Raw genomic sequence first — 25,687 nt, 5'->3', positions numbered from 1 at the left:
CTAAGTTCAAAAGAAAAATGGATGCTTTTCGCTTTAGCCCAGGCGAAAAGCGAAAAACCGGAAGATCAAGACCCCAGCGGACGTTTTCGCATGGCGAAAACGTCCTGGTTTTGAGGGAATCTTCGCCTTGGCGAAGATTTTTTCAATTATTGGGGTTGGGTTGGTTGTGAGTGTTGGGAATTGGGTGATTTGGGTGTGATTTGGTCGTGAAAAAGTCGGTTGGAAGTCGAGATTTGAATGGCGGATGAGATTATGAGCTGAAATCCGGGAGAATCTATGATGCAATTGGAAATGTAAAGGGTTTTGCTGGATTTTATTAACAGTTATAAAAATGTGATTTCCATTAAAAGAGCTTACTGTCCGGAGATTAAAAATACTGTCCGGAGCAGACCAAATACTGTCCGGAGATTAAAAATACTGTCCGGAGCAGATCAAATACTGTCCGGAGCATCAAATGACTCCGGAATCATATAAACTCGGTCCTTGAAACTACCCTGGAAAGTCATTTTTGAATCTGTTAGAAGTTTGGAAGCTATAGAAACCGATTCAATGCCAGTGAAGTCTCTGAATTCCCGGTTGCTTATGAGCGGATTGATTAGCACCCGATATTCTTGGAGTGTTCGCAGGTGAGCGTGTGGATCAATCAAAGAACATTTTTGGCATGTCCATTTTTTGTAGCGATATGTCAGTTTAGAGTCAGGGCATTTCGGGCAAAGCACACCCCTCCTCAATCCCGCCGGAACCTCTATCTGCCGCAATTGCCGGAGGCTGTGCAACTTGAGCAGCCGATCAGCAAGTTGCCGAGTTTTCCGCGTATTCAGCAACTCGTCAGGATATTTCAACAACAGCTGGTCCATTAAAAATGGCAGGCCAGACGACTGGATGATGATGCGGTTTTTCGGGCGGCTGTTTACAATAGAGGACGGATATGTGAATACAATCACGCCAATGACAGGCAGCGATATTTTTTGCGATGCCAAAAATTGCTGCATCCATTTTTCATGGCGGCGGATCTGGTCGTCGGGATTGGTCATACCGTCGACGCTGCCGTCTTTATTGGTACGGGAGAATTGGCGCAGCTGCGGATCGAAATTCAGCTCGCCTGAAATGGATTTGATTTCAAGCAGCAGCACGAAGCGGCTGGTGATGAGCACGCTATCAATCTGGTGGGAGGACTTGGGCTTTTGAATGAAAAGATCTTGTATAAAGTAATGAGGACTGTCAATGGGAATTTCATAGAAGAGGGAGTCGACGCGCTGTTCGCCGTGGAAGCCGGCAGACATTCGGCGAAGCTGTTCCGTCCAGTGGGGAAATCGGGGATGGACGATGGGTACACGTTGCAGCAGACTTTCGAGCTGCAAAATTTCGGGCGGTTGGTGACGCTCTTTAAGTATCAATAATTATCATCTCCTTCATTTAAATATAGCTTATATAAATTGAAGGGGCAAGAAAATTCCGACTACTCGAAAACTATGTGAATCAATCACTCCACACCACCCGCAAAACAGAAAATGTTATAATAGCCAAATGAGAAATGAGGATGAATAATATGAAATCAATCGTAATAGCGGAAAAGCCATCGGTGGCACGCGACATTGCGCGAGTGCTGGGATGCAATCAGAAAGGCAACGGATATCTGGAAGGCAAACAGTATATTGTGACTTGGGCGCTGGGCCATTTGGTGACGCATGCGCAGCCGGAGCAGTATGACAACGACTTCAAGGAATGGAAGATGGAGAATCTGCCGATCATTCCGAAACCGTTCAAGCTCGTGCCAATCAAACAATCAATGAAACAATATAACGCAGTTAAATCGCAGCTAAACCGCGGCGACGTCAAAGACGTCATCATCGCGACGGATGCCGGGCGCGAAGGGGAACTTGTAGCGCGCTGGATTTTGGAAAAGACAAACACCAAAAAGCCGGTTAAACGCCTGTGGATTTCGTCGGTCACAGACAAAGCCATCAAAGACGGCTTCAATAACCTTAAAGACGGCAAAGCCTACGAACACCTTTACCAGGCGGCAGTGGCGCGCGCCGAAGCAGACTGGGTCGTCGGCATCAACGCGACGCGTGCGTTGACAGTAAAATACAACGCGCAATTATCAACGGGCCGCGTGCAGACGCCGACGCTTGCGATGATCGCGGAGCGCGAGCAGCAGATCCGCAACTTCCAGCCGAAGCCGTATTACGGCATGCAAGCCATAACGGACGCAGCTGCATTCACGTGGACGGACGGCAATTCAACGCAGTCGTTCGATAAGGAGAAAGTCGATCGTTTATTCGCGAAGCTCGACAACACACACGAAGGCACCGTGACAGATATCAAAATCACGCCGAAGCGACAGCCGGCACCGCCTTTATTCGACTTGACCGAACTGCAGAAAGAGGCTTATAAACGCTACGGCTGGTCGGCGAAAGAGACGCTGAATACGCTGCAGAACCTGTATGAGCGCTATAAAATCGTGACGTACCCGCGGACGGATTCGAAACATCTGACGTCCGATATGAAAGAGACGCTGAAAGACCGCATCAAAGCCGTACAGACGGGTCCTTACCGCCCGCTGGCAGCGACAATCCTGAAATCACCGGTGTCGGCGCAGAAAGGTGTCATCGATGATGCCAAAGTGTCCGACCACCATGCCATCATCCCGACAGAAGAAAATCCGCCGCTGCACGAATTGTCGGCGAACGAGCATAAATTATACGACATGATCGTCAAGCGTTTCCTGGCGGTATTCTATCCGCAATATGAGTATGACCAGACGACGGTCAAACTGACTGCCGGCGGTGAAACATTCCAGGCCAAGGGCAATACGGTACGCAATGAAGGATGGAAACGCATCTATCTGGAGGACGATGAAGACAAGGACACGACTTTGCCGCCTTTCGAAAAAGGGCAGACGCTAAAAATCAAAGGCATCTCCCTGACAGAAGGCAAAACCAAGCCGCCTGCTTTCTTCAATGAAGGGACGCTGCTCGGCGCGATGGAAAATCCGGCGCAGTTCATGGCGGGTGAATCGAAGGAAGCCATCCGGACACTCGGCGAAACAGGCGGACTCGGTACAGTAGCGACCCGCGCAGATGTCATCGATAAATTATTCAATACCTTCCTGATCGAGAAAAAAGGCAAGGACCTGACAATCACGTCCAAAGGCCGCCAGCTCCTTGAGCTCGTTCCCGAAGATTTAAAGTCACCGAAACTGACAGCTGACTGGGAACAGCAGCTGACGAAAATCGCCAAAGGCCAGATGAAGAAAGAAACTTTCATGAAAGAAATGGTTTTATTCGCGGAAAAATCGGTTTCCGATATTAAAAAAAGCGACAAGAAATTCAAGCATGACAACGTCACGGGTAAAATGTGCCCGGATTGCGGAAAGCCGCTTCTTGAAGTCAACGGCAAGCGCGGTAAGATGAACGTCTGCCAGGACCGCGAATGCGGCTACAAGAAACAAGTGGCGATGCTGACGAATGCGCGCTGCCCGAATTGCCATAAGAAACTGGAGATGCAGGGTGAAGGCGACGGCAAGATTTTCGTCTGCAAATGCGGGCACCGTGAAAAACTGTCGGCATTTGAAAAACGCAAAAAATCCGGCCAGTCGAAAGCGACCAAAAAAGACGTCAACAAATACCTGAAACAGCAGGACGAGCCGCCGCAAAACACGGCAATGGCCGAAGCGCTGAAAAAATTGATGAACCAGAACGATTAGAAATATTTTGAAAATGGTGGTAAGCTGATTTTATGATTACAGTTATCAGATAAGGAGCGCCGCCATGGGAAAAAAGATTGCAAAAACCAATGCTGCAAGAATCCTGGATAAAGAAAATGTTCCCTACGACATCATTCATTATGACATTGAAGACGGTCTGGTAGATGGAGTATCTGTCGCTGCCAAAATCGGCCATCCGGAAAAAGTGGTCTACAAGACGCTTGTAGCTGCAGGGGCATCCAAACAGCATTATGTGTTTGTGATTCCGGTTGCTGAAGAATTGAATTTAAAGGCAGCTGCAAAAGCCGCTGGTGAAAAGAAAGTCGAGATGGCCCCGGTCAAAGAAATCCTGACTCTTACCGGCTATGTCAAAGGCGGCTGTTCGCCGGTCGGCATGAAAAAGCCGTTCCCGACGTTTATTGACAGGCACGCGGAAATGCAGGAAGAAATCATCGTATCCGCGGGGAAAATCGGCATGCAGATTAAATTGGATCCCGTCAATTTGCTGAAAGTCACTGATGGCCAATATGCCAACCTGACAGTGAAAGACGATTAATCCGGTTTTCCACCCATTTTGCTAAATGGGTGGATTTTTCTTAAGCTTAAAAAAGAGACGAACACTCAGTGAAAGAAGGGGCTTAATGATGAGAACGCTGTTTTACCGCTGGCTGTTTTTTCTCAGCGGATTAATCATATTGGCACTCGGGTTCACGATGATCATCAAGGCCAATAAGCTGGGCATCGGTCCTTGGGACGTGCTGCATGTCGGATTGTTCATGAATTTTGGACTGACAATCGGGACATGGTCGATTATCGTTTCATTCATATTGATCGTCATTTCCACTGTTTCGCAGCGGAGGATTCCGCAAATCGGAACATTCCTGAATATGATTTTGATCGGTGTGTTCATCGACATCTATTATTTCCTGATCCCGGATATCCCATCCATTACAGGTCAAGTGATGATCCTGATTGGCGGAATCATCGTTTCGGGCTTCGGTGTCGGTATCTACGTAGCGCCGAAAATCGGAGCGGGACCGAGAGACAGCCTTATGCTCGTGCTGATGCAGAAAACCGGGCTAAGTGTCACTGTTGTGCGTGCCGGAATCGAAATCACCGCTGCGCTGATCGGCTGGGCACTTGGCGGGCCGGTCGGAATCGGTACGATAGCGGTCGCTCTTATAACCGGCAGAATCGTTCAATTCACCTTGCCGCAGGCCGAAGCTTTATTGAAAAGGATCATTGAAAAGAAAGACGAGCTGCCGCCGGTTTTGAAAGTTTGAAACCGGCGCTTCTTTATGTTATAAATAAAGCCGAGTAAAACTATTGGTTTTATGTACAATGAAACCGAAAAGGAGCAAAAACATGGGACGCGAGTTCGTAGCGATATTTGATGAATGGGTTCACACCTATGATGAATCAGTTAGTGGTAAAGATGCGGAATACAGAGATGTGTTCTTTAAATATGAAGATATACTGCAGGCAGTTGCCGACGCGGCAATTAGTCCTGTAATTGAATTTGGTGTAGGAACAGGCAACCTGACTGAAAAATTGCTTGCCAAAGGATTTGAAGTTGCCGGCATCGAGCCGAATGCGGCAATGCGCGACGTGACAAAAGAGAAATTGACGGATGCAACCATCATAGATGGAGACTTTTTGGAATTTGATCTGCCGGTCCAGCCAAAGTCTTTAGTTAGTTCATATGCGTTCCACCATTTGACGGATGCTGAAAAAGCCGAGGCGTTTAGAAAGTATGCCGAACTGCTTCCGACAGGCGGCCGTGTAGTATTCGCTGATACGTTATTCCAGTCGAAAGAATCGCAGCAGGAAGTGATTGACTTTGAAAAGTCCCGCGGTCATGATAACCTTGTAGAAGATTTAAACCGTGAATATTACACGACTTTGCCTGTGATGAAAGAGCTGATTGAACAGGCAGGATTCACAGTAGAGTTCACCCAGCTGAACAATTATGTCTGGCTGATTGACGCGATTAAAAAATAAGTATAAGCAGAAGGAGACGATTCCATTGAAAAAAATGAACGTTGAAAGCTTTAACCTCGACCATACAAAAGTTGCTGCACCTTACGTGCGTCTTGCAGGAGAAAAAACAGGGGCGAACGGGGACACGATCCGCAAATACGATATCCGTTTCAAACAGCCGAACAAAGAACACATGGAAATGCCCGGCCTTCATTCACTTGAACACATGATGGCGGAACACAGCCGCAACCATTCCGACCAGATCATCGACATCGGGCCGATGGGCTGCCAGACTGGCTATTACCTGTCGTTGATCAACCATGACGATTACGAAGATGTATTGAACATCATCGAAAATACGTTGAAAGATGTAATTGAAGCAGACGAAGTTCCGGCCTGCAATGAAGTACAGTGCGGCTGGGCAGCTAGCCACAGCTTAGAAGGCGCAAAAGAATTGGCGCGTGAAATGCTGGCTAAAAAAGATGAGTGGCACCAGGTGTTCGCTGAAGAAACGGTCTAAGGGGAATGGACATGAAGTATGCTACCGGCATCCAGCAATTGATCGGCAATACGCCTCTGTTGGAATTGACGAATATGGACATTCCGAACAATTGCAGGATTTTCGCAAAACTTGAATATTTGAATCCGGGCGGAAGCGTTAAAGACCGCCTGGGTGTTTCATTAATAGAAGATGCCGAGCGCCGCGGCGTATTGAAGCCCGGCGGCACCATGATCGAGCCGACTGCCGGAAACACTGGCATCGGCTTAGCTATTGCCGCTATCGGCAAAGGCTATAAAGTGAAGTTTGTCGTTCCTGAGAAGTTCAGCCAGGAAAAACAGGGGCTGATGCGCGCACTTGGCGCGGAAGTCATCAACACACCGACTGAAAAAGGGATGAAAGGCGCCATTGAAAAAGCGCAGCAGCTTGCAAAAGACGAGCAGGCTTTTTCACCGTCACAATTTTCGAATCCGGCCAATCCGGAAACTTATGTCCGGACGCTCGGCCCGGAATTATGGGAAGCGCTCGATGGCAAGATCGATATCTTTGTCGCAGGAGCAGGTTCCGGCGGCACGTTTATGGGGACATCCCGCTATTTGAAATCGCAAAACGCTGTTATTAAAACGGTAATCGTGGAACCGGAAGGCTCCATTTTGAACGGCGGTGAATCAGGTCCGCATTTGACAGAAGGCATCGGCATGGAGTTTTTGCCGGATTATATGGATGCCTCCTATTTTGACGCCATCCATACGATCACAGACCGTGAAGCTTTTGCCGCTTTCAAGGAATTGGCAAAACGGGAAGGCTTATTGGTGGCGGGTTCTTCTGGCGCCGCATTTGTTGCAGCACTAAAAGAGGCCGAAACCGCTGAACCCGGAAGCCATATTGTTACGGTGTTCGCTGATTCCAGCGAACGTTATATGAGCCAGGATGTTTATAACAGAACCTTCGAGGAGGAAAATTGATGAGAGCCAAAACGAGATTGATCCACGGCGGCATTTTTGGGGACGAAGCCACAGGCGCCGTTTCCACGCCGATTTACCAGGTAAGTACGTATAAACAGGAAGCAGTCGGTAAATTCAAAGGCTATGAATATTCACGTACAGGCAACCCGACGCGCCATGCGCTTGAAGAGTTGATCGCTGATGTTGAATACGGCCATGCGGGATTTGCATTCGGCTCAGGTATGGCGGCTATTTCATCTGTCATGATGCTGTTCTCAGCTGGAGACCACGTCATCCTGACTGATGATGTTTATGGCGGAACCTACCGTGTCATGAATAAAGTCCTGAACCGTTTCGGGCTGGAATTCACTTTTGTGGATACTGGAAACATGGAAGAAGTGGAAGCGGCAGTCAAAGAAAATACAAAAGCGATTTTCATCGAGACACCGACAAATCCATTGTTGAAAGTGACGGATATTGAAGCAGTGGCGAAATTCGCTAAAACGAAGAATCTCTTGACGATCGTTGATAACACGTTCATGACGCCTTATCTGCAGAGCCCGATTAAACTCGGCGCTGATATCGTCTTGCACAGTGCAACGAAATACATCGGCGGACACAGTGATGTGGTAGCCGGACTTGTTGTAGTGAATTCAGAGGAACTGGCTTCTGAACTGCATTTCGTCCAAAATTCGGTTGGCGCAATTTTAGGGCCGCAGGATTCATGGCTCTTGATGCGCGGATTGAAAACACTCGGCATCCGTATGGAAGAAACGGGCAGCAACGCGCAGAAAATCGCTGAGTTCCTGAAAGGCCATGACGCTGTCGGGAAAGTCATTTACCCGGGGCTCTCTGACCATCCGGGCCACGATTTGATGAAAAAACAGGCCACCGGCTTTGGCGGCATGATTTCTTTTGATGTAGGCAGCAAGGAAAAAGCGGGAGAACTTCTGGCGAAACTGAAATACTTCACGTTAGCGGAAAGTCTTGGAGCGGTCGAAAGCTTGATCTCGGTGCCTGCACAGATGACGCATGCTTCGATTCCGGTGGATCGCCGCGGAGAGCTTGGCATCGTTGAAGGCCTGGTTCGGATCTCCGTCGGTATTGAAGATGTTGAAGATCTGATTGAAGATCTGGGACAGGCTTTAAGCTAAAATCATTAAATGAAGGAAACAGCATTCGAATTGTCGGATGCTGTTTTTTCTTATGGAAAGCTTTTTCAAAAAAATAACATTTAAACTAACATAAATTGCTATCAAATCATTTATTTATTGTTATATAATGACAAAGGAAATTAAATAAGCATGAAAGCAGGGACATCATGAAAAAAACGCTTCTAGGAGCGATCGTTATTATTGCCATTTTCGCTTTGCCACTGATAATCTGGGCAGCTCAAGAACAGAAACAATTAAAAGTGGCGATCATAGACAAAACTGTACCTGTTGAAAACTATCGTGAACATAAAGGGTTGTCATGGGTGCTGAACCATGACGGATATAAGAAAAAAGATGGAACAGTATACGAGGCTGATTCGGATTATTATGGCTTTATGCCGGACGAAAAGGCTGCAGATTATCGCATCAATGAAATAAACACTTTGGATTCCGATTACGACTTGATCTACCTGGCGGATACATATGGAGTGTATAAAGGAGATCTCCCCTGGCAGGAAGGGGAAGGTGAAGTTGAAAGGTCCGAACTGATTTACGGTGGCTTGCAGATGGATGAATGGCAGGCTGTAAAGCAGCGTGTGATGGACGCCGGCAGTGACCTGGTCGTGGAGTTCAACACACTGGCTTCACCTACAGAAAAGGCTGTAAGTGCTGACATGGAACAATTCCTGGGACTTGAATGGAGCGGCTGGACAGGCAGGTATTTTCCTGATTTGACAGCTGGTGAAGAAGTGCCGGCTTGGATTGTCGATAATTATGAACAAGACGATGAATGGCAATATACTGGCGGTGGATTTGTACTGGTCGAAGATGAAAGCGGCAAAATTGTCGTTCTTTCCGAAGAACAGGGTGACATTATGGAAGAAGGTCTGCAGGTCGGTTTTACGAAGGCGGGAAAAGCGGCTTTTGAGCTGTCTGACAGCCCGGCTTTCGGCTATTGGTTCGATATCAACGAAGCCAAAGGAGCTGAAGTTCTTGCGGAATATGATTGGCAGCTATCAGATAAGGGGCAGGGAATTCTCGCGGAGCAAGGGATTCCGGCAAACTTTCCAGCTATATTGAAAAACACGGTCAATCGCTCTGATGTGTATTATTTTGCAGGCGACTTCGTAGACGTGGAAAATGTCCCGTCTTTCTATCAATATAGCGGTCTTGCAAAGGTAAAGGCCTTTTTATCTTCAGATGCGTTTGACGGAGCCGACAGTTTTTACTGGCGGACCTATGTACCTGTCATGCAGACAATACTTGCCGAAAGTTATGGGAAAGAAAATCAGGAGACTGAGCAAGTTTCGACTGCCGCTTCGAAAGAAGGCATCCAGTATCCGGCAAGAGTGGAAGGCGACAGGTTTGAAGTGTTCGAAGATGGCGAATGGAAGGATTTCACCGTTAAAGGGGTCAATATGGGAATGGCCAAACCTGGTACGTTCCCTGGAGAAGCGGCGATTACACGGGACGAGTATGACAGGTGGTTTGAGGCGATCGGGGAAATGAACGCCAATGCCATTCGAGTATACACGATTCACCCGCCAGCTTTTTATGAAGCATTTGCTGAATACAATAAAACAGCGGAAGCACCATTGTATTTATATCACGGAGTCTGGATTGATGAAGGTCCGCTTGCAGAAACATTGGATGCCTTTACACCGGAAATTACGGAAACTTTCCAGCGGGAAATGAAAACTGTGGTGGATGTCGTCCATGGCGATGCGAAAATTGAACAGCAACCGGGACATTCCTATGGCACATATACAGCAGATATATCTGATTATGTCATCGGCTGGATGATCGGCATTGAATGGTATCCGGCTACTGTCCACGAAATGGAACTGAACTATCCGGATCTCGGTGAATTCTCCGGTACTTACATCGAAACTGCCGGCGCCAACCCGATGGAACATTGGCTTGCCCAGCAATTGGACACGCTGGCAGTGTATGAATACGATAATTACTCAAGTATGCGGCCGCTCAGTTTTACAAACTGGGTGACGACAGACAATATCGAGCAGCCTGCTGAACCGGATGAGGAAGAAGATATGGCGACGGTTGATCCAAACCACATCCGAACAAAAGGGGGATTGGAAGAAGTGGGAATGTTCGCTTCTTATCATGTTTATCCATACTATCCTGAATTTCTTAATCTGGAAGAAAAATATACCGAATTCATCGACCACCGGGGAGAGCGGAATAATTACGCAGGTTACCTGAGAGATCTGAACGAATCCCATGACATGCCGATATTAATCGCTGAGTTTGGTGTTCCTTCATCCCGCGGCATGACCCATGAAAACCCGTTCGGCTGGAATCAAGGATTTATTTCCGAGCGGGAACAGGGAGAGATTGTCAGTCATTTGTATGAGGATATTCTGCAGGAAGGTCTGCTTGGCGGACTGGTATTTACATGGCAGGATGAGTGGTTCAAGCGGACCTGGAACACGATGGATTACGATAATCCGAATGAACGTCCGTTTTGGTCGAACGCACAGACAAATGAACAGCAATTCGGGCTGCTCAGCTTTGACCGCCACAAAGTGAAGGTGGACGGTGTAGATGACTGGCAGGAAGATTCAGTGCTCTATGAGAAAGAAGAAGGTGCATTGCGTTCGCTGTCGATGGATTCTGATGAACGTTATGTATATGTGAAAGCTGAATTCGATCCAGATGAAAACTGGTGGAAAGAAGATGCATTCCGTTTATATTTCAGTGTCCGTGAAGACGAAGGAATCACCGTTGCAGATGAGTTCCTGGCGGATTTCGAATTGGCAATCGAAGGGGAAGAGGCGGCCATGCAGGTGGCTGGCGACTATGATACCTTCTATTATGATTATCATACCCGCTTGGACATGATTCCGGCAGAGGCGGATATCGAAGAGACATTCCATCCCATCCGACTTGCCTTGAACAAGGCGTTTACACGGCCGGATACAGGTGAAGTGGTGCCGTTCGATTATTACGAAACAGGCAAAATGCGTTTTGGTATAGCCAGCCCTGATCATGAAGGCTACGATTCATTGAATGACTATTATTATTCAGCTGAAACCGGTGTCCTGGAAATCCGTATTCCATGGATGCTCCTGAATGCCAAGGACCCTGCTAAAAAAGAATTTACAGGAGATCTTTTAAAAGATGGCATCGAAGCGAGCCGGAAGGTTGAAGGAATTGAGATGGCTGCTGTTCTCGCAAGGGAAGGCGGCGAGTCCGAAACGATGGGCTTTGATGATACCAGAATTTATTCGTGGGAAGAATGGGCTCTGCCGCAAACGCAAGAGCGTTTAAAACAGTCCTATTATATTCTTCAGGAATTATTTGAAGAGGCAGAATGAAAGAAGGGCCCTTGAGGGGGTCCTTTTTCTTGTGCTTTCGAATATAGTATTGAGCACTTTTATCAAAAACTGTTTATATGCTGACTGTCGGCTTGAAATAACTGAAAGATTTTCGACCATCATCATCATTGTTATAGGCACGGTCAGAAGGATAGCATATATTTGTCAGCGGATATTGCTGAAAGTGGGATTTGCACCTATATGACGGTTTTTTTAATTTATTCATAAATGGGTAAGTAGGTAATATTTAGGTATCTTTGGGAAAAATACCTATACTATATACCTAATGATTCGGGTACCGAAATAATCTATATACCCTATTCTTCTGAATTATCAGACGTGTTAAGATTTTCACAAGTAATAAAATTCTGATAAGTTTGGAAGGGGAAAAAAGAATGATTAAAAGCAAGTGGGTTTCAATATTATCAGCAAGTGCTTTAACACTATCACTGATGGCGCCGGCGGCCATGGCGGCACCAACAGAAGCTTTACCGTCAACATCCGACTGGAATGAAGCGCGCTACGGCGATAGAATCGATATCGACCAAAGTTTGAACGAGCTTTCAAATGACGCTGAATTCCAGAAAGAAGCAGAAGCTAAGATCAAAGCGCAAGCTGGTGCTTTGGATGACGAAACTGCTGGTGAAGGCGAAGAGGCAGCAGCAGATAGTACATTTACTTATGATGGTGGAACAAAGAAATTCCTTAACCGTAATTTGAAATTTAAAGATTTTACACTTCGCAGCGTGGGTGACAATGTGGAAATTTGGGTAGCTAATGATTTGGCTTACGGACCAAATAACCCGAAACCGGCTGATGTTGTAACACAAGCGCAAGTGGATAAATTAAAAGCGGAATTTGACAGCAATATCTACCCGGTAGCAACGGAATTCTTCGGCACACCGGACTCCTTGGATGGATCGAACTCACCGCTGCCTGGTATGGTTGGGCTTCCGGAAGGCTATTACGAAGGTTCTGATAAAGTGATCATGCTCGTTGATAACGTGCAGGATGAAGGCTGGAACAATCCATCATATCCGTTCTTTGTCGCAGGTTTCTTCTGGCAGACGCTTGAAAACTATACAGACCGCAACATCATTACAATCGATACAAATTCTTGGGAAACACGCCTTGAAAATACTTTCTTCGGGACAACAATCCATGAGCTTCAGCATTTGATCCAAGCCGATAACGATGGATCTGAAGAAACCTGGTTGAACGAAGGGATGTCAACGTTCTCTGAATATCTTGGAGGATACGGACACGGTGAAGGATCTATCAACTTCTATTTGGATCACCCGGAAAACTCACTTGTAAACTGGGATGAGCATGGAACAGCAGCAACAGGTCCGGAAACAATCGCAGATTACGGCCAGACTTACCTGTTCACTCTTTATATGTACGATAAATTCGGTAAAGAGTTTATCCGTGAACTCGCAACTGACGGCACGAGCCAGGGTATGGCGAGTGTAGATAAAGTTCTTCAGGATTACGGCACAGGCAAAACGTTCACAGAAGTTTACCAAAACTTCATGGCAGCACTGGCTTTGGACAACTCTGACGTAAGCAGCGACTACAATTTCGACAGCATCGACTTGCGCGAACTTCCAGTTGGTGATGGCGTACGCGGAAAAACTGTCGATTTCGAAAAAGCATTAACATTTGAAAAAGAAGGCGTTCCGGCATGGGGCGGCGACTTTAAAGAATTCGACTTCGGAAAAGATGTGCGCGGCCTTGAATTTGACGGCGTAGATTTCCTTCCATTGCAATGGAGCACAACAGCAAATCCGCTGGATGCGTCTGAGCAAGTCTTGCATGCGAACAACGGTGACGAGGCTGATCAGGCTCTAATCTTTGGAGCAACTGTTCCAACTGAAAATCCAACTCTTACTTTCGATCATTACTATGATATCGAAGAGCAATGGGATTATGCAGTGGTGCAAGTTTCCACTGACAACGGTGAAACTTGGACTTCACTTGAAAACGAGAATACACGTACAGATGTAGTTGAAGAAGGCTATCCAACTATCAAAGAAAATGTACCAGGATTCACTGGACATAAATTAGACTGGTCAACTGAAACATTCGACCTTTCAGCTTACGCTGGACAAGATGTATTGGTTTCATTCCGTAACTTGACGGACTGGGGCTACAACGATACAGGCTGGTTCATCAAAAATGTTCAGCTTGGCGATTTCTCTGCTGATGGATCTTCAACAGAAGCATTCCAGTCACTTGGCCAGTTAAAAGGTGAGTATGTCGATTTCACAACGACATTCATCCAAACGAAGAAAAATGGCCAGCAGCATGTATTCCATGTTGATCCATTCAACGTAACGGAAGAAGAAGCTTTGGATCTGCAAAATGTATTGCGCGAAGGCAATGTGAAAATGATCACTTCATACGCAGCTGCAGAAGGTCAGCGTGAAGCGAAAGAGTTCACTTATGAAGTGCAATACAAAGTGGACAACCCGAACAAAGGCAAAGGCAAGAATAACGGAAAAAGCAAAAACTGATTGAAAAGCGGACTGCGGTCCGCTTTTTCTTTTGGGTAAAATTGCGTTATGATAGGAAGGTAGAAGAATTCAGGTATACGAAAGGAAGATTAACTTGTCGAAAAAATTGGATGCTTTCCTTAACGAGAATCTTAACGAACTTAAAGAGCAGGGTTTATATAATGAAATCGATCCGGTTGAAGGACCGAACGGACCGATAATCCAGGTGCGTGGAAAAGATCTGATCAACCTGTCATCGAATAATTATCTTGGTTTGGCAACAAACGAAGATTTGAAAAAAATTGCTAAAGAAGCAATTGATAAATACGGTGTTGGAGCAGGCGCAGTCCGCACAATCAACGGAACATTGGACCTTCATGTGAAGCTGGAAGAAAAACTGGCTGAATTCAAAGGGACAGAAGCGGCGATTTCCTACCAATCAGGATTTAACTGCAACATGGCTGCCATTTCCGCTGTCATGGATAAAAACGATGCGATTTTGTCGGATCAATTGAACCATGCGTCGATCATCGACGGCTGCCGTTTGTCTAAAGCAAAAATCATTGCCTATAAACACTCGGACATGGAAGATCTTCGCGCTAAAGCGAAAGAAGCGACTGAATCCGGCCAATACAATAAAGTAATGGTCATTACAGACGGTGTCTTCTCGATGGACGGCGATATTGCGAAATTACCGGAAATCGTGGAAATTGCAAAAGAATTCGACCTGATCACGTATGTGGATGATGCGCATGGCTCAGGCGTTACCGGAAAAGGTAAAGGAACTGTGAAGCATTTCGGACTTGAAAAAGAAGTCGACATGCAAATGGGTACTTTATCAAAAGCTGTCGGAGTTGTCGGCGGCTATGTAGCCGGTAAACAGAACCTGATCGACTGGCTGAAAGTCCGTTCACGTCCGTTCCTGTTTTCGACTGCAGTGACACCTGGTGACGTTGCGGCAATTACAGCGGCAATCCAGATGATCATCGATTCGACTGAATTGCATGATAAGCTGTGGGAAAACGGCGATTACTTGAAAAAAGGCTTGAAAGAACTCGGCTTTGATATCGGGGAATCCGAAACGCCGATTACACCGTGCATCATCGGCGAAGAGAAAACGACTCAGGAATTCTCAAAACGCCTGTTCGAAGAAGGCGTTTATGCAAAATCCATCGTCTTCCCGACAGTTCCAAAAGGCACAGGCCGCGTCCGCAACATGCCGACCGCTGCCCATACAAAAGAAATGCTTGATGACGCAATTGCCATCTATGAAAAAGTTGGCAAAGAACTTAACATCATAAAATAATACAAATCGCCCCGCCGGAAATTCCGGCGGGGCGATTTTCTATGGCAAAGGTTTTTTCATCCGATTAAAGCTTTTTTCCAAGGTGTATTTTTGAATGCCGCGCGCTGCCTTCACACTTTTCTCCACATAGACAGGAAAGTTGCTGTCATCGCTTTCAAAAGCAATTAGCGCATCAATCGAATGATTCATCCAAGGTTCCTGAATCCGGCTGCTCAGCTCAGCTGCACGCTGGAATTCTCCGGAAGATGCAGCAATGTGGGCAAGATAATAACTTCGCAATGGTTCACGGTCAATCGCTGCCGCATGCTGTGCCGCAATCGCAGGCTGTCCACGATAAATCGCCAACAAAGTACGATAGATTGACTGCATCACCTGCTGTTTATGCAGCGTCAAGATCCGTTCGATTGACCTTTCGACATCCTGGTCATCACCATGTCCAAGCGCATAAGGGAAAGCGAAGATGGCTTTATGCCGATTACGGTGAACATAACGTTCAATTTGCCGCAGTGAGTTGGAGAAATAAGTAATGTAAATTCCCGGGAGCACCATCAAAATCAGATAGAAAATTATTACGACGGCAAATACGAGCCAGCGTGGTGTATCGATGGACAATAAAAAACCGGTGACGCCCATGCCCAGAAGAAAAAGCACTAACAATCGCAATGACTTCATTATCCACCTCCACTGAAAAATAAAATAATCCAACTTAAACTGAAACACGCTCCATACAGGCTTTCTAACAGTATAGCAAAAAACATTTACGGCTGGACATCTCTAAAGTCGTTGTGTTTTTTAAGGGAACAATTTATAATGGCGGTATAGTGAATACTGTTAAATCAATGTTTTTAAGGGTTTTATTGTGTTTTTGCAGAGGACATATGTTTTATTCGAGAGGAGCTTATAAAATGAAACGAATTATGATTACGGGTGCTTTGGGACAAATCGGGTCGGAATTGACCGGGAAATTGCGTGGAATATACGGAGTTGAAAACGTGTTGGCTACGGATATCCGTCCTTCTACTGATACAAGCGGCCCATTTGAAATCCTGGATGTAACCGATGCGCAGAAAATGCACGACCTTGCCAAGGATTTCGGTGCAGATACGATGATGCACATGGCGGCGTTATTGTCGGCTACGGCAGAAGAAAAGCCGCTGCTCGCCTGGAATCTGAATATGGGCGGCCTGGTCAATGCTTTGGAAGCGTCCCGAGAACTGGGCATGCAATTCTTTACACCGAGTTCGATCGGTGCATTTGGCCCTTCGACACCAAAAATGGATACACCGCAGGACACATTGCAGCGCCCAACGACCATGTACGGCGTCAATAAAGTTGCGGGCGAATTGCTGTGCGATTATTATTACCAGAAGTTCGGCGTCGATACCCGCGGTGTGCGTTTCCCGGGATTGATCTCTTACGTGGCTCAGCCCGGCGGCGGAACGACTGATTACGCGGTTGATATCTACTATAAAGCTCTAGAGCAAGGAAGCTATTCTTCCTATATCGATAAAGGCACATACATGGATATGATGTATATGCCGGATGCCCTTCAGGCAATCGTTGACTTGATGGAAGCGGATCCTGCAAAACTTGAACATCGCAATGCGTTCAACGTGACGGCTATGAGTTTCGAGCCGGAAGGGATTGCGGCTTCAATCCGCAAGCACATTCCTGAATTCCAAATGAATTATGATGTAGATCCAGCGCGTCAGGCCATCGCTGACAGCTGGCCGGACAGCATCGATGCATCCGCAGCGAAAAAAGAATGGGGCTTCAAGACAGCCTATGATCTGGATGCAATGACAGCGGATATGTTGGAGAAATTAAAAGCGAAATTACAAAATGCCTGAATCGAAAAAATGCCATCCGCAATCGCGGATGGCATTTTTTGATTTCATTAGAATAAAAGATGGGCAACTCCGGCAATGATCGGCAATGCGATAATTGTGCGAAGAAGGAAAATGATGATCAAATCAAGGATATTGACCGGGATTTTCGAACCAAGCAAGATTCCTCCGACTTCCGACAAGTAGATCAGCTGAGTAACGGACAGCGCTGCTACGACGAAGCGCGTCAATTCAGACTCGATGCCTGAACCAAGAATCGCCGGAAGGAACATGTCCGCAAATCCGACCACCATCAATTGTGCCGCATCTGCTGCTTCAGGGATGCCGAGCAAGTTCAGGTAAGGGACGAATGGTGCACCAAGGATGACGAACAGCTGTGTATATTCAGCAAGGATCAAAGCGATCGTACCGAATGCCATAACTACTGGGGCAACCCCGATCCACATATCCAGGACGTTCTTAAAGCCGTCTTCAAAGAATTTGCTGATTGAACGGTTGCGATCTGCTTTTTCAAGCGCTTTTTCCATGCCGTGTGAAACGACATTATATCCTTTAGGAACATCTTCCGTTTGGGATTCCTGCTCAGAACCGTCGATGAACGTCGTCGGTTTGCGGGATAACGGATAGATGCGCGGCATGATCAATGCAAGGATGATACCTGCAAGAATTACAGTTCCGTAGTACGGAAGGAAATAACTAGCCAGACCGATTTCGCCGATTACGACAATTGCGAATGTGATCGATACGACTGAAAATGTTGTTCCGATAATAGCGGCTTCGCGCTGAGTGTAACGATTGTCTTCATACTGTTTACTGGTTAAAAGTACGCCGATTGTTCCGTCTCCAACCCACGAAGCAAGAGCGTCAATAGAAGAACGGCCTGGCAAGCGGAATAGCGGACGCATGATCTTAACCATCATGGAGCCGAAGAATTCCAGAAGTCCAAAATTCATCAATAGCGGCAATAACAGTCCCGCAAACAGGAAGATTGTGAACAGGAATGACAACAATCCGTCTCCTGATAGGAGAAGTCCGCCTGTATTCTCGTTCCACACTGCTTCTGGCCCCACCTGGAATAAAACCATGAAAGCGAAGATGGCGGCCAAAACACGTGTAATGGTCCAAAATAGGCTTACATTGAACAGCTTGTCGAAAAATGGAACGTCTTCATCTGTATTCGGTTTTTTGGTTATGTATACCAATGACCCGATAGCTGCAATCGATAATAGGACCAGCATGATCCATGGGACCAATGACGCAATGTTATCTGCCAGCCAGTTGGCCAGCACTGCGATGGTAACCATCCATTCCGTATCTCCATCCGCGTTTGTGGTTGGTATAGGTATCAGGAACAGCAGGATACCAAGTAAGGAAGGAAGTAAAAATAAGAGCCATGTTGATGTTGAAAACTTCTTCATTGATTTTCCCCTTTTCTTTGTGCATAAAAACACATTATAACTACTGATTATACAGCATTCTTCCCCGCGAGAACGCTTTCAGTAATATTGTTTATTTTATCTGATAACAATAGAAAAGCGCAAGCGCCCGTTTAGCCCTGACAAGCGCTGGAAGCCTTGCCGGTAATGGCGTTTTTTGCCATTGACGGCAAGGCTGAAGCGACTCGAAGAGCTGGGCGCTGGAGTCTGGACACTAGAAAAGCGCAAGCGCCCGTTTAGCTCTGAAAGGCATAAGACAGAACAGCGGCGCGGTCCTGACCGCAGAGATGGGCTGGCTTATGACCCGAAGAGCTGGGCGCTGGAGTCTGGACACAGCTATTCTGATTGCAAAGATTTAATAAACTCATAAGTCCATACTATTGTAGAAGCGAAAAAAAAAACACCCTTATTTTCAATTAAGAAAATAAGGGTGCAAATTACTCAGAAAGACGATTCGAAATCATCTTCCCAGCGGTAATTATAGAATCGCTCTTTCGTGAGCCAATTTTCAGTTTCGGTATCACCTTGCGCCAGTTTGTGTTCCATCTCTTCAAGCATCCAGGCTGTTTGTGAAATGTGCGCTTTCATGGACGCCATCTTATGGTCTCTGACAGGTGTAATATCGTAAACGATGTCCGGATTGCCCAGAACTTCAAGTGTGTTATTGGCAAATGCCACGCAATGGAGTTTCGGACGGTCTTTCATCCGGCGAACAGCCCTTACTACCGCACGTGCAGTCGCTTCATGATCCGGATGGACTGCGAATTTCGGATAGAAGGTGATGATCAGGGAAGGATTCAATTCTTCAATCAGCTCCGTCATCATGCCAACCATTTTTTCGTCGTCTTCGAATTCAATCGTTTTATCACGCAGCCCCATCATCCGCAAATCGGTCAGACCGATGGCTTCAGCAGAAGCTTTCAATTCTTTTTTGCGTATTTCAGGAAGTGACTCCCGAGTCGCAAACGGCGGGTTTCCTAAGTTCCGACCCATTTCACCAAGTGTGAGGCAGGCATATGTAACCGGCGTACCCTGGTTGATATGTGTAGTCATTGTTCCGGACACACCGAACGCTTCATCATCCGGGTGAGGGAACACCACCAATACGTGTCGCTCTTTTGGTATTGTCATTTCGAGTCCCCCTTAATAACTGAACGGTGTTTCGCTGATCTGCAGCGCAACCGCCAATTTCCCTGTTCCGTCATGCCCTGCAAGCAGCAGCCGTCCCTGATCATCCATTTCATAATGGGTGATGCCTTGCGCGTAAACCCAGCCATGCGGCAGTTTCAAGCCGACACGGTGCGGGCTGTCCCCGACTACTTTGCCTAACTCATAATTAATGACAACATTGCGGATGAAAGCTCCGGCATTGAAAAATGCTTCATTAAAATGGCTGGCGTAAGATCCGTTCGTGGTCTCCAGGTGAAGATATACATCTTTCCCGGCGAACGCGTCCAATTGGACCTGCAATTTCTTCACTTCGACTAATTCCACGATAAAATCCTCCTCAAACAATCCGTATCTTTTAAGTATATGGAAAAAATACCGAGATTGCGATTAGTTAGCTCTACGGATTCCGAAATAATGGTAGAATAATGAAAGAGAGAATTTTCCAACAAAAGAGGATGGGGCATATGAAATTATTGCTGAAGTTTTTTATTGCTGTCGGAGGAATTATCCTTGCCAGCAGTTTGCCGGTTCTGATAGCCGGCTGGCTACAAAAGGAATGGAGATGGAAGATATATTTCGAATCCATTCAGACAACTTTGCAGGAACTGTGGCCGATCAATGAAATCGCTTTTTTCAATTACCGTGCACAAAGGCCGATGCCATTATTTCCGAATGTTTTTGAATACATAACTTACTCACTGCAGATCCTGTTTTTGGCTTTGCTGGTGGCAGTGATAGTTTCTTTAGGGTTAACGATCATTACGATGCTGCTTTCAGAAAAAGCTCGGGAAAGAGTGAAGATGGCTCTCTATTTTCTGGAGTCGGTTCCAGACCTTTTGATCATCATGCTGGCTCAGCTGGCGGTTGTCCTGTTTTTCAAGCAGACAGGAATTCTGATTTCCCAAATAGCCGCAGTAGGGGACGACCGGATTTACTGGCTTCCGGTGCTGTGCCTGGCCATTCTGCCGACCATCCAATTGTACCGTCTGGCGATGCTGACGTTTCAGGAAGAAGAACGCCAGATGTATGTGGACCTTGCCCGTGCACTCGGCTTTTCAAAAGTCTATATCGTCCTGGTCCACATGTTCCGCAATGCCATCATCAGCGTCTTTTTCCAGTCCAAGAAAACGATGTGGTTCATGCTGTCGAATCTCTTCATCCTGGAACTGATGTTCAATTTGCCTGGCATCATGCTGTTTCTTCGCGATAATATGTACCCAGCCGGGTTCCTGGTTACTGTATTCAGTTTTTTCCTGCCGATGTTCTTTTTGTATAGCTTCGGCGAATGGTATTTTGTGCGCCGGATGCGCGGAAAGGGGGAGGTATAAATGTGGAAACAGCCTTATTTCGTTATTGGGTTCAGCATTATCGCCTTCTTCCTTGCAGGCAGTTTCGTCTATGAATGGATTTGGGGTAATGTTCCACGCCAGATTTATTACATCATGGAAGGCGGGCGTGCGGTGGAAGGCGCGCCAATCTCGCCGAATTGGCAATTCCCGCTTGGCTCCGATGAATTCGGATATGACCTTGTCGGCAAGCTGATGCTTGGGGCAAAATATACGATCCTTGCCGCTTTAGCGGTAGGAGCATTGCGTATGCTGATCGCTGTTCCGCTTGGTTATATACTGGGCACCTATCTGGATAAGCACCGTAAATGGATTTCAAGCCTTGCCGACTCGATGCACTATATTCCGCTGACGCTGTTCGCAGCATTTGTTTTGACGCCAGTCCTGTGGATGCCGCAGGAAGGTTTTACAAATACCATTTGGGAACGGATCGGCATTCAAGTTGTTATTATGGCGTTGTTGACGGTTCCGATCGTTGCTATATTGATTGCCAATGAAGCCGCGTTGCTGCGTGATAAGGAATTCATCCTGGCGGCGAAAACGCTCGGAGCCGGACGGTTGCGTATCATCCGTAAGCATCTGTATCCGCAGATGCGGGAAAAAATCGCCGTATTATATGGACAGCAGGTCATGGAGACATTCATCGTTTTTGCCCATCTTGGTCTTCTGAAATTATTCCTGGGAGGAACAAAGGTCAGCTATGATCCGATGTTCGGCGATCCGCCAATGTCAATTTCCTATGAATGGGCAGGGTTGTTCGGATCAACTTTCCGCTATCTTCAGAGTGCCCCTTGGCTTCCGCTTGCCCCGGTACTTTTCATCGGCCTGACGATTTTCGCCGTGTCGATGATGATGGAAGGCTATCTGCGTTCCAAAAATCCGAAAGTTAAAAAATTGCGCAAAGCGAAAGTCGAGGAACCGGCAGTCGAATGGAACCGGGAGCAGCTACGCAATAATATGGTGAGGATCAAAGAGCAGGAAATGATAAAAGCTGAAAAGTAAGATGAAAATTAGGCAGAACAAAACCCTCACGAATAGCGAGGGTTTTGTTTTTTATTTTGGATCAGCAAGTACAGCATAAACAGGACGAAACCGCCTACGAAAGTTCCCATACTTACATACAAAGCAGTCATTTCATCAATGTCCATAAAACTCATGACAAAATCAGGGCCGAACAAGAACAGGGGAAGAATGATTGTAATCCAAGTTTTGGACCAGATGGCCCCGATAATGAAAATAAGGACTCCCAGGGCGGCAATGATCCACATCACTTCTCTGGATGGGATATAGAACGGCTCGAAATAGAAGATATCAAGTAACAGTACAGCAGACATCAATCCGACCGTAATCAATTGAATGCTGATGAAGATGATAAATTCCTTTTTCTTGGACCATTTTTTCACTGCCATCTTTCGGAAAGTGACGATATATGCTGCGATGCTTGCCACTCCGATCAGAGGAAAAGCGGCCAGTTTCAATAACGAGAAGCTCAGTTCCCCTCTGATGGCTGAACCGGTGATGAAATAGGCGATTAACAGAAGGATGAACATCGGCATGAATTTGATGAGCCCGTAAAAATCTGTGATCATCTCGCTGCTGACATTTTTCATATATGCTTCTGGGGACCCGCCTGTAACACTGTCCAAATTTTTGCCGCGGCTTTCAGCTTCTTCAAGATGTGCACGCAATTCCTCTGCAATGTCTTTGATCTCCGAATCTTTTTTTCCTGAAGTCATTAAATACAACCTCAAGTTGGCGATGAATTCTTCACTTTCTTTTGATAACCTCATTTAAATTTCCTCCTTTACCAGTCGGTTGACAGATTCAGATAGACTTTCCCAGCGCTCTTTAAATTCATGAAATTCATTTTCACCGCTTGGAGTGAGTGTGTAATATTTCCGCTTTGGCCCGCTGGGGGATTCTTTCATGACCGATTTCACGAACCCTTCTTTTTGCAGCCTCAGGAGTACGGGATAAATACTGCCTTCACTGACCATCCTGAAGCCGTAAAGCTCCAGTTTCTCAATCATCTCATAACCATATGTTTCGCCTTTGCTGATAATGGCCAGCAGGCAGCCATCGAGAATTCCTTTAAGCATCTGACTGGATGACATTCCTTCACCTCTTCCGCTATATTGTTTAGCAAGATACTCAGCTGTGATGTTACTACTTTGTAATACAATATAGCATAACGCCGAAACCAGAGTCAACTACTTTGTAAAACAAGATAGTGTTTTGGAAGAAGGAACTTTTAAGGATCGCAGCGAATTTATTTAAAATGAAAAGAATCGAAACAAAGGGGATATGAACGTGGTAGAAATCAGAAGGTTGTCAGAATGCACGATTGAACAAGGGGTGGAAGCATGGAATAAAGGGTTTGAAGGCTATCATTTTGATATGACGACAACACCCGAAGCTTTTAAAAAGAGAATGGATCAGGAAGGCCTTTCAGGAGACTTGTCCGTCGTGGCGTTCGACGGCGAGGAACCTGTGGGCCTTGTGCTTAACGGAACACGGGAATCAGCAGGCAGAAAAATTGGCTGGAACGGCGGCACGGGGGTCGCAATGTCCTGGCGCAAAAAAGGGGTCGGCAAGCTGTTAATGGAAAAGACGCTTCAAATCCTGAACGAACAGGATGTTGAAGTGGCGACTCTTGAAGCGATCTCAGGCAATGAAAAAGCAATCGAATTATATAAAAAACTGGGTTATGAAATTGTGGATGAACTTCATTTCATGAAGCTGGACGGCGCGGTTGAAAGGAAAGTACCAAGTGACACAAGAGAATATAATATCCGAAAAGCGGATCCGGAAGAAATCGGACGGCTGCCATTTTACCGTGGTGATTTTCCGTGGCAGACCCAGTGGCAAAGCGTTCGGGACGGTGAAGGGATGATCGCCTTCAATGATGAAGGGAGAGCCGCCGGTTATGCGTTTTTCAGGAAACTGACCGATGAGCAGGGGAATCATACCCGAACAATTCTGTATCAATGCGAAACGGCGCCTGATAAGATGGAGCGGGAAGAAATTACAAATGCACTTTTAAACAGCGTCTTTGAAAATTTCGCAGATCCAATCAGCCGGACAGCGGTCAATGTTCCGGTAACCGCAAATGCTGCAACTTATAAGGTCCTTCGGGACAGAGGGTTTGAAAAGAATATTTCGCAGGTGTTTATGAAAAAAGAGTTGCAGGAATAAAAAAGGAGGACGCATTTTTCAGCGTCCTCCTTTTTCATGTGTGAAATCAGGAAATTACAATTCCACTACTTCCACTTCTGTTTTCGGGAATTTATTGGCAGCGCCGTGCATGACGGGGCCAACGTATTCGTTCAGCTTCCAGCCATGTTCGATGGCAGCCGAGACGAAAATTTTAGCGTTCAATACGGCATCCTTCACAGATTGCCCGTTAGCGATATTGGCTGTGATGGCAGCGGCGAATGTACAGCCTGCGCCGTGGTTGTAGTTCGTATCTGTCTTCGGTGCAGTCAGCAAATAATGCTTCTCACCGTCGTACAGCAAATCTGCCGCTTTTTCATGCTTCAATTGTTTGCCGCCTTTAACAACCACGAATTTAGCGCCGTTTTCATGGATTTTTTCAGCGGCCGCCTGCATTTCTTCGACCGTACTTATCCGGCCAAGGCGTGATAATTCGCCAGCTTCGACAAGGTTTGGTGTAACGACTTTTGCGTATGGCAATAAATACTTGATCATGGCATCGACATTTTCTGGGAACATGACTTCCGCTTCGCCTTTGCATGCCATAACCGGGTCGATGACAACATCTTTGATGCCGGAAGCGGCAATCGCTTCTCCCGCTGCCTGGATGATTTCAGCAGTCGGCAGCATGCCGGTTTTCAACGCGTCAATGCCTGTGGAAAAAGCAGTGGTCATTTGCGTTTTTAAAGTATCAACCGGAATCGGGTGGACACCGTGGCTCCAATTATTATTCGGGTCCATGGTGACGATGACCGTCAAAGCGTTCATACCGTATGTTCCATGCTCCTGGAAAGTTTTGAGGTCAGCCTGGATGCCGGCACCGCCGGATGTATCGGATCCTGCAATTGTTAAAGTCTTTTTGAGTGACATGTATATAACCCCTTTAATAGATAGAATGTTTGCTATGTTTCATTTTAACAAAAAGCTCTGCTTTTACAATCTATTGGGCTTTTGAGGCCATAGCAGCAGTACTGAAGTGAGAGCGCCGATTGCCGCAAACAATAAAGCGAAGCTTCCCATGATCCAGTGGCCGCTTCTGAAAAGACCAAATGCTATCAGGAATGTTAAAATGGTAGCAATTGCAATTACGACAGCAAGACAGCCAACACCTGCGCTTTTTGCGCTTTCAGGCGCAGATTCGCCTTTGGTTGAGGAAACGGTTTTGATTTTATTAAGCCATTCAGCCATGGGCAACGCTCCTTTTATAGAAATATCGTAACACGACAATCAGCTGAAAAAAAATAGAAAGA

Annotated in this window: 23 protein-coding genes; 14 read left to right on the top strand and 9 right to left on the bottom strand. The window is 46.4% G+C overall.

The features are described 5' to 3' along the window. Nucleotides 1-431 precede the first annotated feature (431 nt). Nucleotides 432-1,397: a nuclease-related domain-containing protein gene (locus D2910_RS12465; protein WP_117313714.1), complete on the bottom strand. Its 966-nt coding sequence runs from the start codon at nt 1,395-1,397 to the stop codon at nt 432-434. A gap of 152 nt (nt 1,398-1,549) precedes the next feature. On the opposite strand from D2910_RS12465, the gene D2910_RS12460 reads away from it, so the two are divergent. From D2910_RS12460 to D2910_RS12415, 10 genes are all read left to right on the top strand, one after another. Then, nucleotides 1,550-3,709 carry a DNA topoisomerase III gene (locus tag D2910_RS12460; protein WP_117313713.1) on the top strand — a complete coding sequence of 720 codons (2,160 nt, stop codon included), beginning with the start codon at nt 1,550-1,552 and terminating at the stop codon, nt 3,707-3,709. A 64-nt stretch (nt 3,710-3,773) separates the two neighbouring features. Further along, entirely contained in the window at nt 3,774-4,265 is a 492-nt protein-coding gene (ybaK, locus tag D2910_RS12455) for a Cys-tRNA(Pro) deacylase (protein WP_117313712.1), read from the top strand. A gap of 88 nt (nt 4,266-4,353) precedes the next feature. Continuing rightward, nucleotides 4,354-4,992, top strand: coding sequence for a YczE/YyaS/YitT family protein (locus tag D2910_RS12450; protein ID WP_452604110.1), 639 nt, complete (start codon nt 4,354-4,356; stop codon nt 4,990-4,992). An 82-nt stretch (nt 4,993-5,074) separates the two neighbouring features. Then, complete coding sequence (locus tag D2910_RS12445; protein ID WP_117313710.1) at nt 5,075-5,710, top strand: class I SAM-dependent DNA methyltransferase; 636 nt, start codon at nt 5,075-5,077, stop codon at nt 5,708-5,710. 25 nt (nt 5,711-5,735) lie between these two features. After that, nucleotides 5,736-6,209, top strand: a complete 474-nt coding sequence (locus tag D2910_RS12440; RefSeq protein ID WP_179135739.1) for an S-ribosylhomocysteine lyase — start codon at nt 5,736-5,738, stop codon at nt 6,207-6,209. Nucleotides 6,210-6,220: 11 nt separating this feature from the next. After that, complete coding sequence (locus tag D2910_RS12435) at nt 6,221-7,153, top strand: PLP-dependent cysteine synthase family protein (RefSeq protein ID WP_117313709.1); 933 nt, start codon at nt 6,221-6,223, stop codon at nt 7,151-7,153. Then, entirely contained in the window at nt 7,153-8,286 is a 1,134-nt protein-coding gene (locus D2910_RS12430; RefSeq protein ID WP_117313708.1) for a bifunctional cystathionine gamma-lyase/homocysteine desulfhydrase, read from the top strand. Before D2910_RS12435 ends, D2910_RS12430 begins: the two co-directional genes overlap by 1 nt. Nucleotides 8,287-8,453: 167 nt before the next feature. Then, nucleotides 8,454-11,624, top strand: a complete 3,171-nt coding sequence (locus D2910_RS16945) for a hypothetical protein (RefSeq protein ID WP_165850184.1) — start codon at nt 8,454-8,456, stop codon at nt 11,622-11,624. Between the two features lie 395 nt (nt 11,625-12,019). Then, nucleotides 12,020-14,140 (top strand): immune inhibitor A domain-containing protein, encoded by a 2,121-nt coding sequence (locus D2910_RS12420; protein ID WP_117313707.1) that lies wholly within the window; start codon nt 12,020-12,022, stop codon nt 14,138-14,140. A gap of 94 nt (nt 14,141-14,234) precedes the next feature. After that, nucleotides 14,235-15,425, top strand: coding sequence for a glycine C-acetyltransferase (locus D2910_RS12415; RefSeq protein ID WP_117313706.1), 1,191 nt, complete (start codon nt 14,235-14,237; stop codon nt 15,423-15,425). A 39-nt stretch (nt 15,426-15,464) separates the two neighbouring features. On the opposite strand, the gene D2910_RS12410 is transcribed toward D2910_RS12415, so the two are convergent. After that, a complete protein-coding gene (locus D2910_RS12410; protein WP_117313705.1) occupies nt 15,465-16,097 on the bottom strand; it encodes a hypothetical protein in 633 nt (210 codons plus the stop codon). 233 nt (nt 16,098-16,330) lie between these two features. On the opposite strand from D2910_RS12410, the gene D2910_RS12405 reads away from it, so the two are divergent. Further along, nucleotides 16,331-17,275, top strand: coding sequence for an L-threonine 3-dehydrogenase (locus D2910_RS12405; protein WP_117313704.1), 945 nt, complete (start codon nt 16,331-16,333; stop codon nt 17,273-17,275). 47 nt (nt 17,276-17,322) lie between these two features. Here D2910_RS12405 and D2910_RS12400 read toward each other — a convergent pair whose 3' ends face one another. From D2910_RS12400 to D2910_RS12390, 3 genes are all read right to left on the bottom strand, one after another. Beyond that, nucleotides 17,323-18,690: a YjiH family protein gene (locus D2910_RS12400; protein WP_117313703.1), complete on the bottom strand. Its 1,368-nt coding sequence runs from the start codon at nt 18,688-18,690 to the stop codon at nt 17,323-17,325. Between the two features lie 459 nt (nt 18,691-19,149). Beyond that, complete coding sequence (gene bshB2, locus D2910_RS12395) at nt 19,150-19,839, bottom strand: bacillithiol biosynthesis deacetylase BshB2 (protein ID WP_117313702.1); 690 nt, start codon at nt 19,837-19,839, stop codon at nt 19,150-19,152. Nucleotides 19,840-19,851: 12 nt separating this feature from the next. Further along, a complete protein-coding gene (locus tag D2910_RS12390; protein WP_084244136.1) occupies nt 19,852-20,202 on the bottom strand; it encodes a YojF family protein in 351 nt (116 codons plus the stop codon). A gap of 140 nt (nt 20,203-20,342) precedes the next feature. On the opposite strand from D2910_RS12390, the gene D2910_RS12385 reads away from it, so the two are divergent. Further along, nucleotides 20,343-21,206 carry an ABC transporter permease subunit gene (locus D2910_RS12385; RefSeq protein WP_144235654.1) on the top strand — a complete coding sequence of 288 codons (864 nt, stop codon included), beginning with the start codon at nt 20,343-20,345 and terminating at the stop codon, nt 21,204-21,206. Next, nucleotides 21,207-22,226 carry an ABC transporter permease gene (locus D2910_RS12380; protein ID WP_117313700.1) on the top strand — a complete coding sequence of 340 codons (1,020 nt, stop codon included), beginning with the start codon at nt 21,207-21,209 and terminating at the stop codon, nt 22,224-22,226. A 26-nt stretch (nt 22,227-22,252) separates the two neighbouring features. Here D2910_RS12380 and D2910_RS12375 read toward each other — a convergent pair whose 3' ends face one another. Next, nucleotides 22,253-23,014, bottom strand: a complete 762-nt coding sequence (locus D2910_RS12375) for an HAAS domain-containing protein (protein WP_117313699.1) — start codon at nt 23,012-23,014, stop codon at nt 22,253-22,255. Further along, nucleotides 23,015-23,338 (bottom strand): PadR family transcriptional regulator, encoded by a 324-nt coding sequence (locus tag D2910_RS12370; protein ID WP_084244142.1) that lies wholly within the window; start codon nt 23,336-23,338, stop codon nt 23,015-23,017. Nucleotides 23,339-23,534: 196 nt separating this feature from the next. On the opposite strand from D2910_RS12370, the gene D2910_RS12365 reads away from it, so the two are divergent. Further along, entirely contained in the window at nt 23,535-24,419 is an 885-nt protein-coding gene (locus D2910_RS12365; protein WP_165850183.1) for a GNAT family N-acetyltransferase, read from the top strand. Between the two features lie 54 nt (nt 24,420-24,473). Here D2910_RS12365 and thiD read toward each other — a convergent pair whose 3' ends face one another. Both thiD and D2910_RS12355 read right to left on the bottom strand, forming a co-directional pair. Beyond that, nucleotides 24,474-25,307, bottom strand: coding sequence for a bifunctional hydroxymethylpyrimidine kinase/phosphomethylpyrimidine kinase (thiD, locus tag D2910_RS12360; RefSeq protein ID WP_101801388.1), 834 nt, complete (start codon nt 25,305-25,307; stop codon nt 24,474-24,476). A 63-nt stretch (nt 25,308-25,370) separates the two neighbouring features. Further along, on the bottom strand, nt 25,371-25,625 hold the full coding sequence (locus D2910_RS12355) for a hypothetical protein (RefSeq protein WP_117313697.1): 255 nt from the start codon (nt 25,623-25,625) through the stop codon (nt 25,371-25,373). Between the last annotated feature and the right edge of the window lie 62 nt (nt 25,626-25,687).

Origin of the sequence: Planomicrobium okeanokoites (genome assembly GCF_003428875.1) — a bacterium.
In the GTDB taxonomy this organism is placed as follows: Bacteria; Bacillota; Bacilli; order Bacillales_A; family Planococcaceae; genus Planococcus; species Planococcus okeanokoites.
This window is presented reverse-complemented; position numbering and strand designations above follow the sequence as displayed.

Excerpts from the sequence above, each read along its gene's own strand:
- D2910_RS12450 (WP_452604110.1), top strand. The coding sequence starts at position 4,354 with ATGAGAACGCTGTTTTACCGCTGGCTGTTTTTTCTCAGCGGATTAATC.
- thiD (WP_101801388.1), bottom strand. The coding sequence starts at position 25,307 with ATGTCACTCAAAAAGACTTTAACAATTGCAGGATCCGATACATCCGGC.
- D2910_RS12400 (WP_117313703.1), bottom strand. The coding sequence starts at position 18,690 with ATGAAGAAGTTTTCAACATCAACATGGCTCTTATTTTTACTTCCTTCC.
- D2910_RS12370 (WP_084244142.1), bottom strand. The coding sequence starts at position 23,338 with ATGTCATCCAGTCAGATGCTTAAAGGAATTCTCGATGGCTGCCTGCTG.
- D2910_RS12410 (WP_117313705.1), bottom strand. The coding sequence starts at position 16,097 with ATGAAGTCATTGCGATTGTTAGTGCTTTTTCTTCTGGGCATGGGCGTC.
- D2910_RS16945 (WP_165850184.1), top strand. The coding sequence starts at position 8,454 with ATGAAAAAAACGCTTCTAGGAGCGATCGTTATTATTGCCATTTTCGCT.
- D2910_RS12460 (WP_117313713.1), top strand. The coding sequence starts at position 1,550 with ATGAAATCAATCGTAATAGCGGAAAAGCCATCGGTGGCACGCGACATT.
- D2910_RS12355 (WP_117313697.1), bottom strand. The coding sequence starts at position 25,625 with ATGGCTGAATGGCTTAATAAAATCAAAACCGTTTCCTCAACCAAAGGC.
- ybaK (WP_117313712.1), top strand. The coding sequence starts at position 3,774 with ATGGGAAAAAAGATTGCAAAAACCAATGCTGCAAGAATCCTGGATAAA.
- D2910_RS12420 (WP_117313707.1), top strand. The coding sequence starts at position 12,020 with ATGATTAAAAGCAAGTGGGTTTCAATATTATCAGCAAGTGCTTTAACA.
- D2910_RS12445 (WP_117313710.1), top strand. The coding sequence starts at position 5,075 with ATGGGACGCGAGTTCGTAGCGATATTTGATGAATGGGTTCACACCTAT.
- D2910_RS12375 (WP_117313699.1), bottom strand. The coding sequence starts at position 23,014 with ATGAGGTTATCAAAAGAAAGTGAAGAATTCATCGCCAACTTGAGGTTG.
- D2910_RS12385 (WP_144235654.1), top strand. The coding sequence starts at position 20,343 with ATGAAATTATTGCTGAAGTTTTTTATTGCTGTCGGAGGAATTATCCTT.
- bshB2 (WP_117313702.1), bottom strand. The coding sequence starts at position 19,839 with ATGACAATACCAAAAGAGCGACACGTATTGGTGGTGTTCCCTCACCCG.
- D2910_RS12405 (WP_117313704.1), top strand. The coding sequence starts at position 16,331 with ATGAAACGAATTATGATTACGGGTGCTTTGGGACAAATCGGGTCGGAA.
- D2910_RS12435 (WP_117313709.1), top strand. The coding sequence starts at position 6,221 with ATGAAGTATGCTACCGGCATCCAGCAATTGATCGGCAATACGCCTCTG.
- D2910_RS12380 (WP_117313700.1), top strand. The coding sequence starts at position 21,207 with ATGTGGAAACAGCCTTATTTCGTTATTGGGTTCAGCATTATCGCCTTC.
- D2910_RS12430 (WP_117313708.1), top strand. The coding sequence starts at position 7,153 with ATGAGAGCCAAAACGAGATTGATCCACGGCGGCATTTTTGGGGACGAA.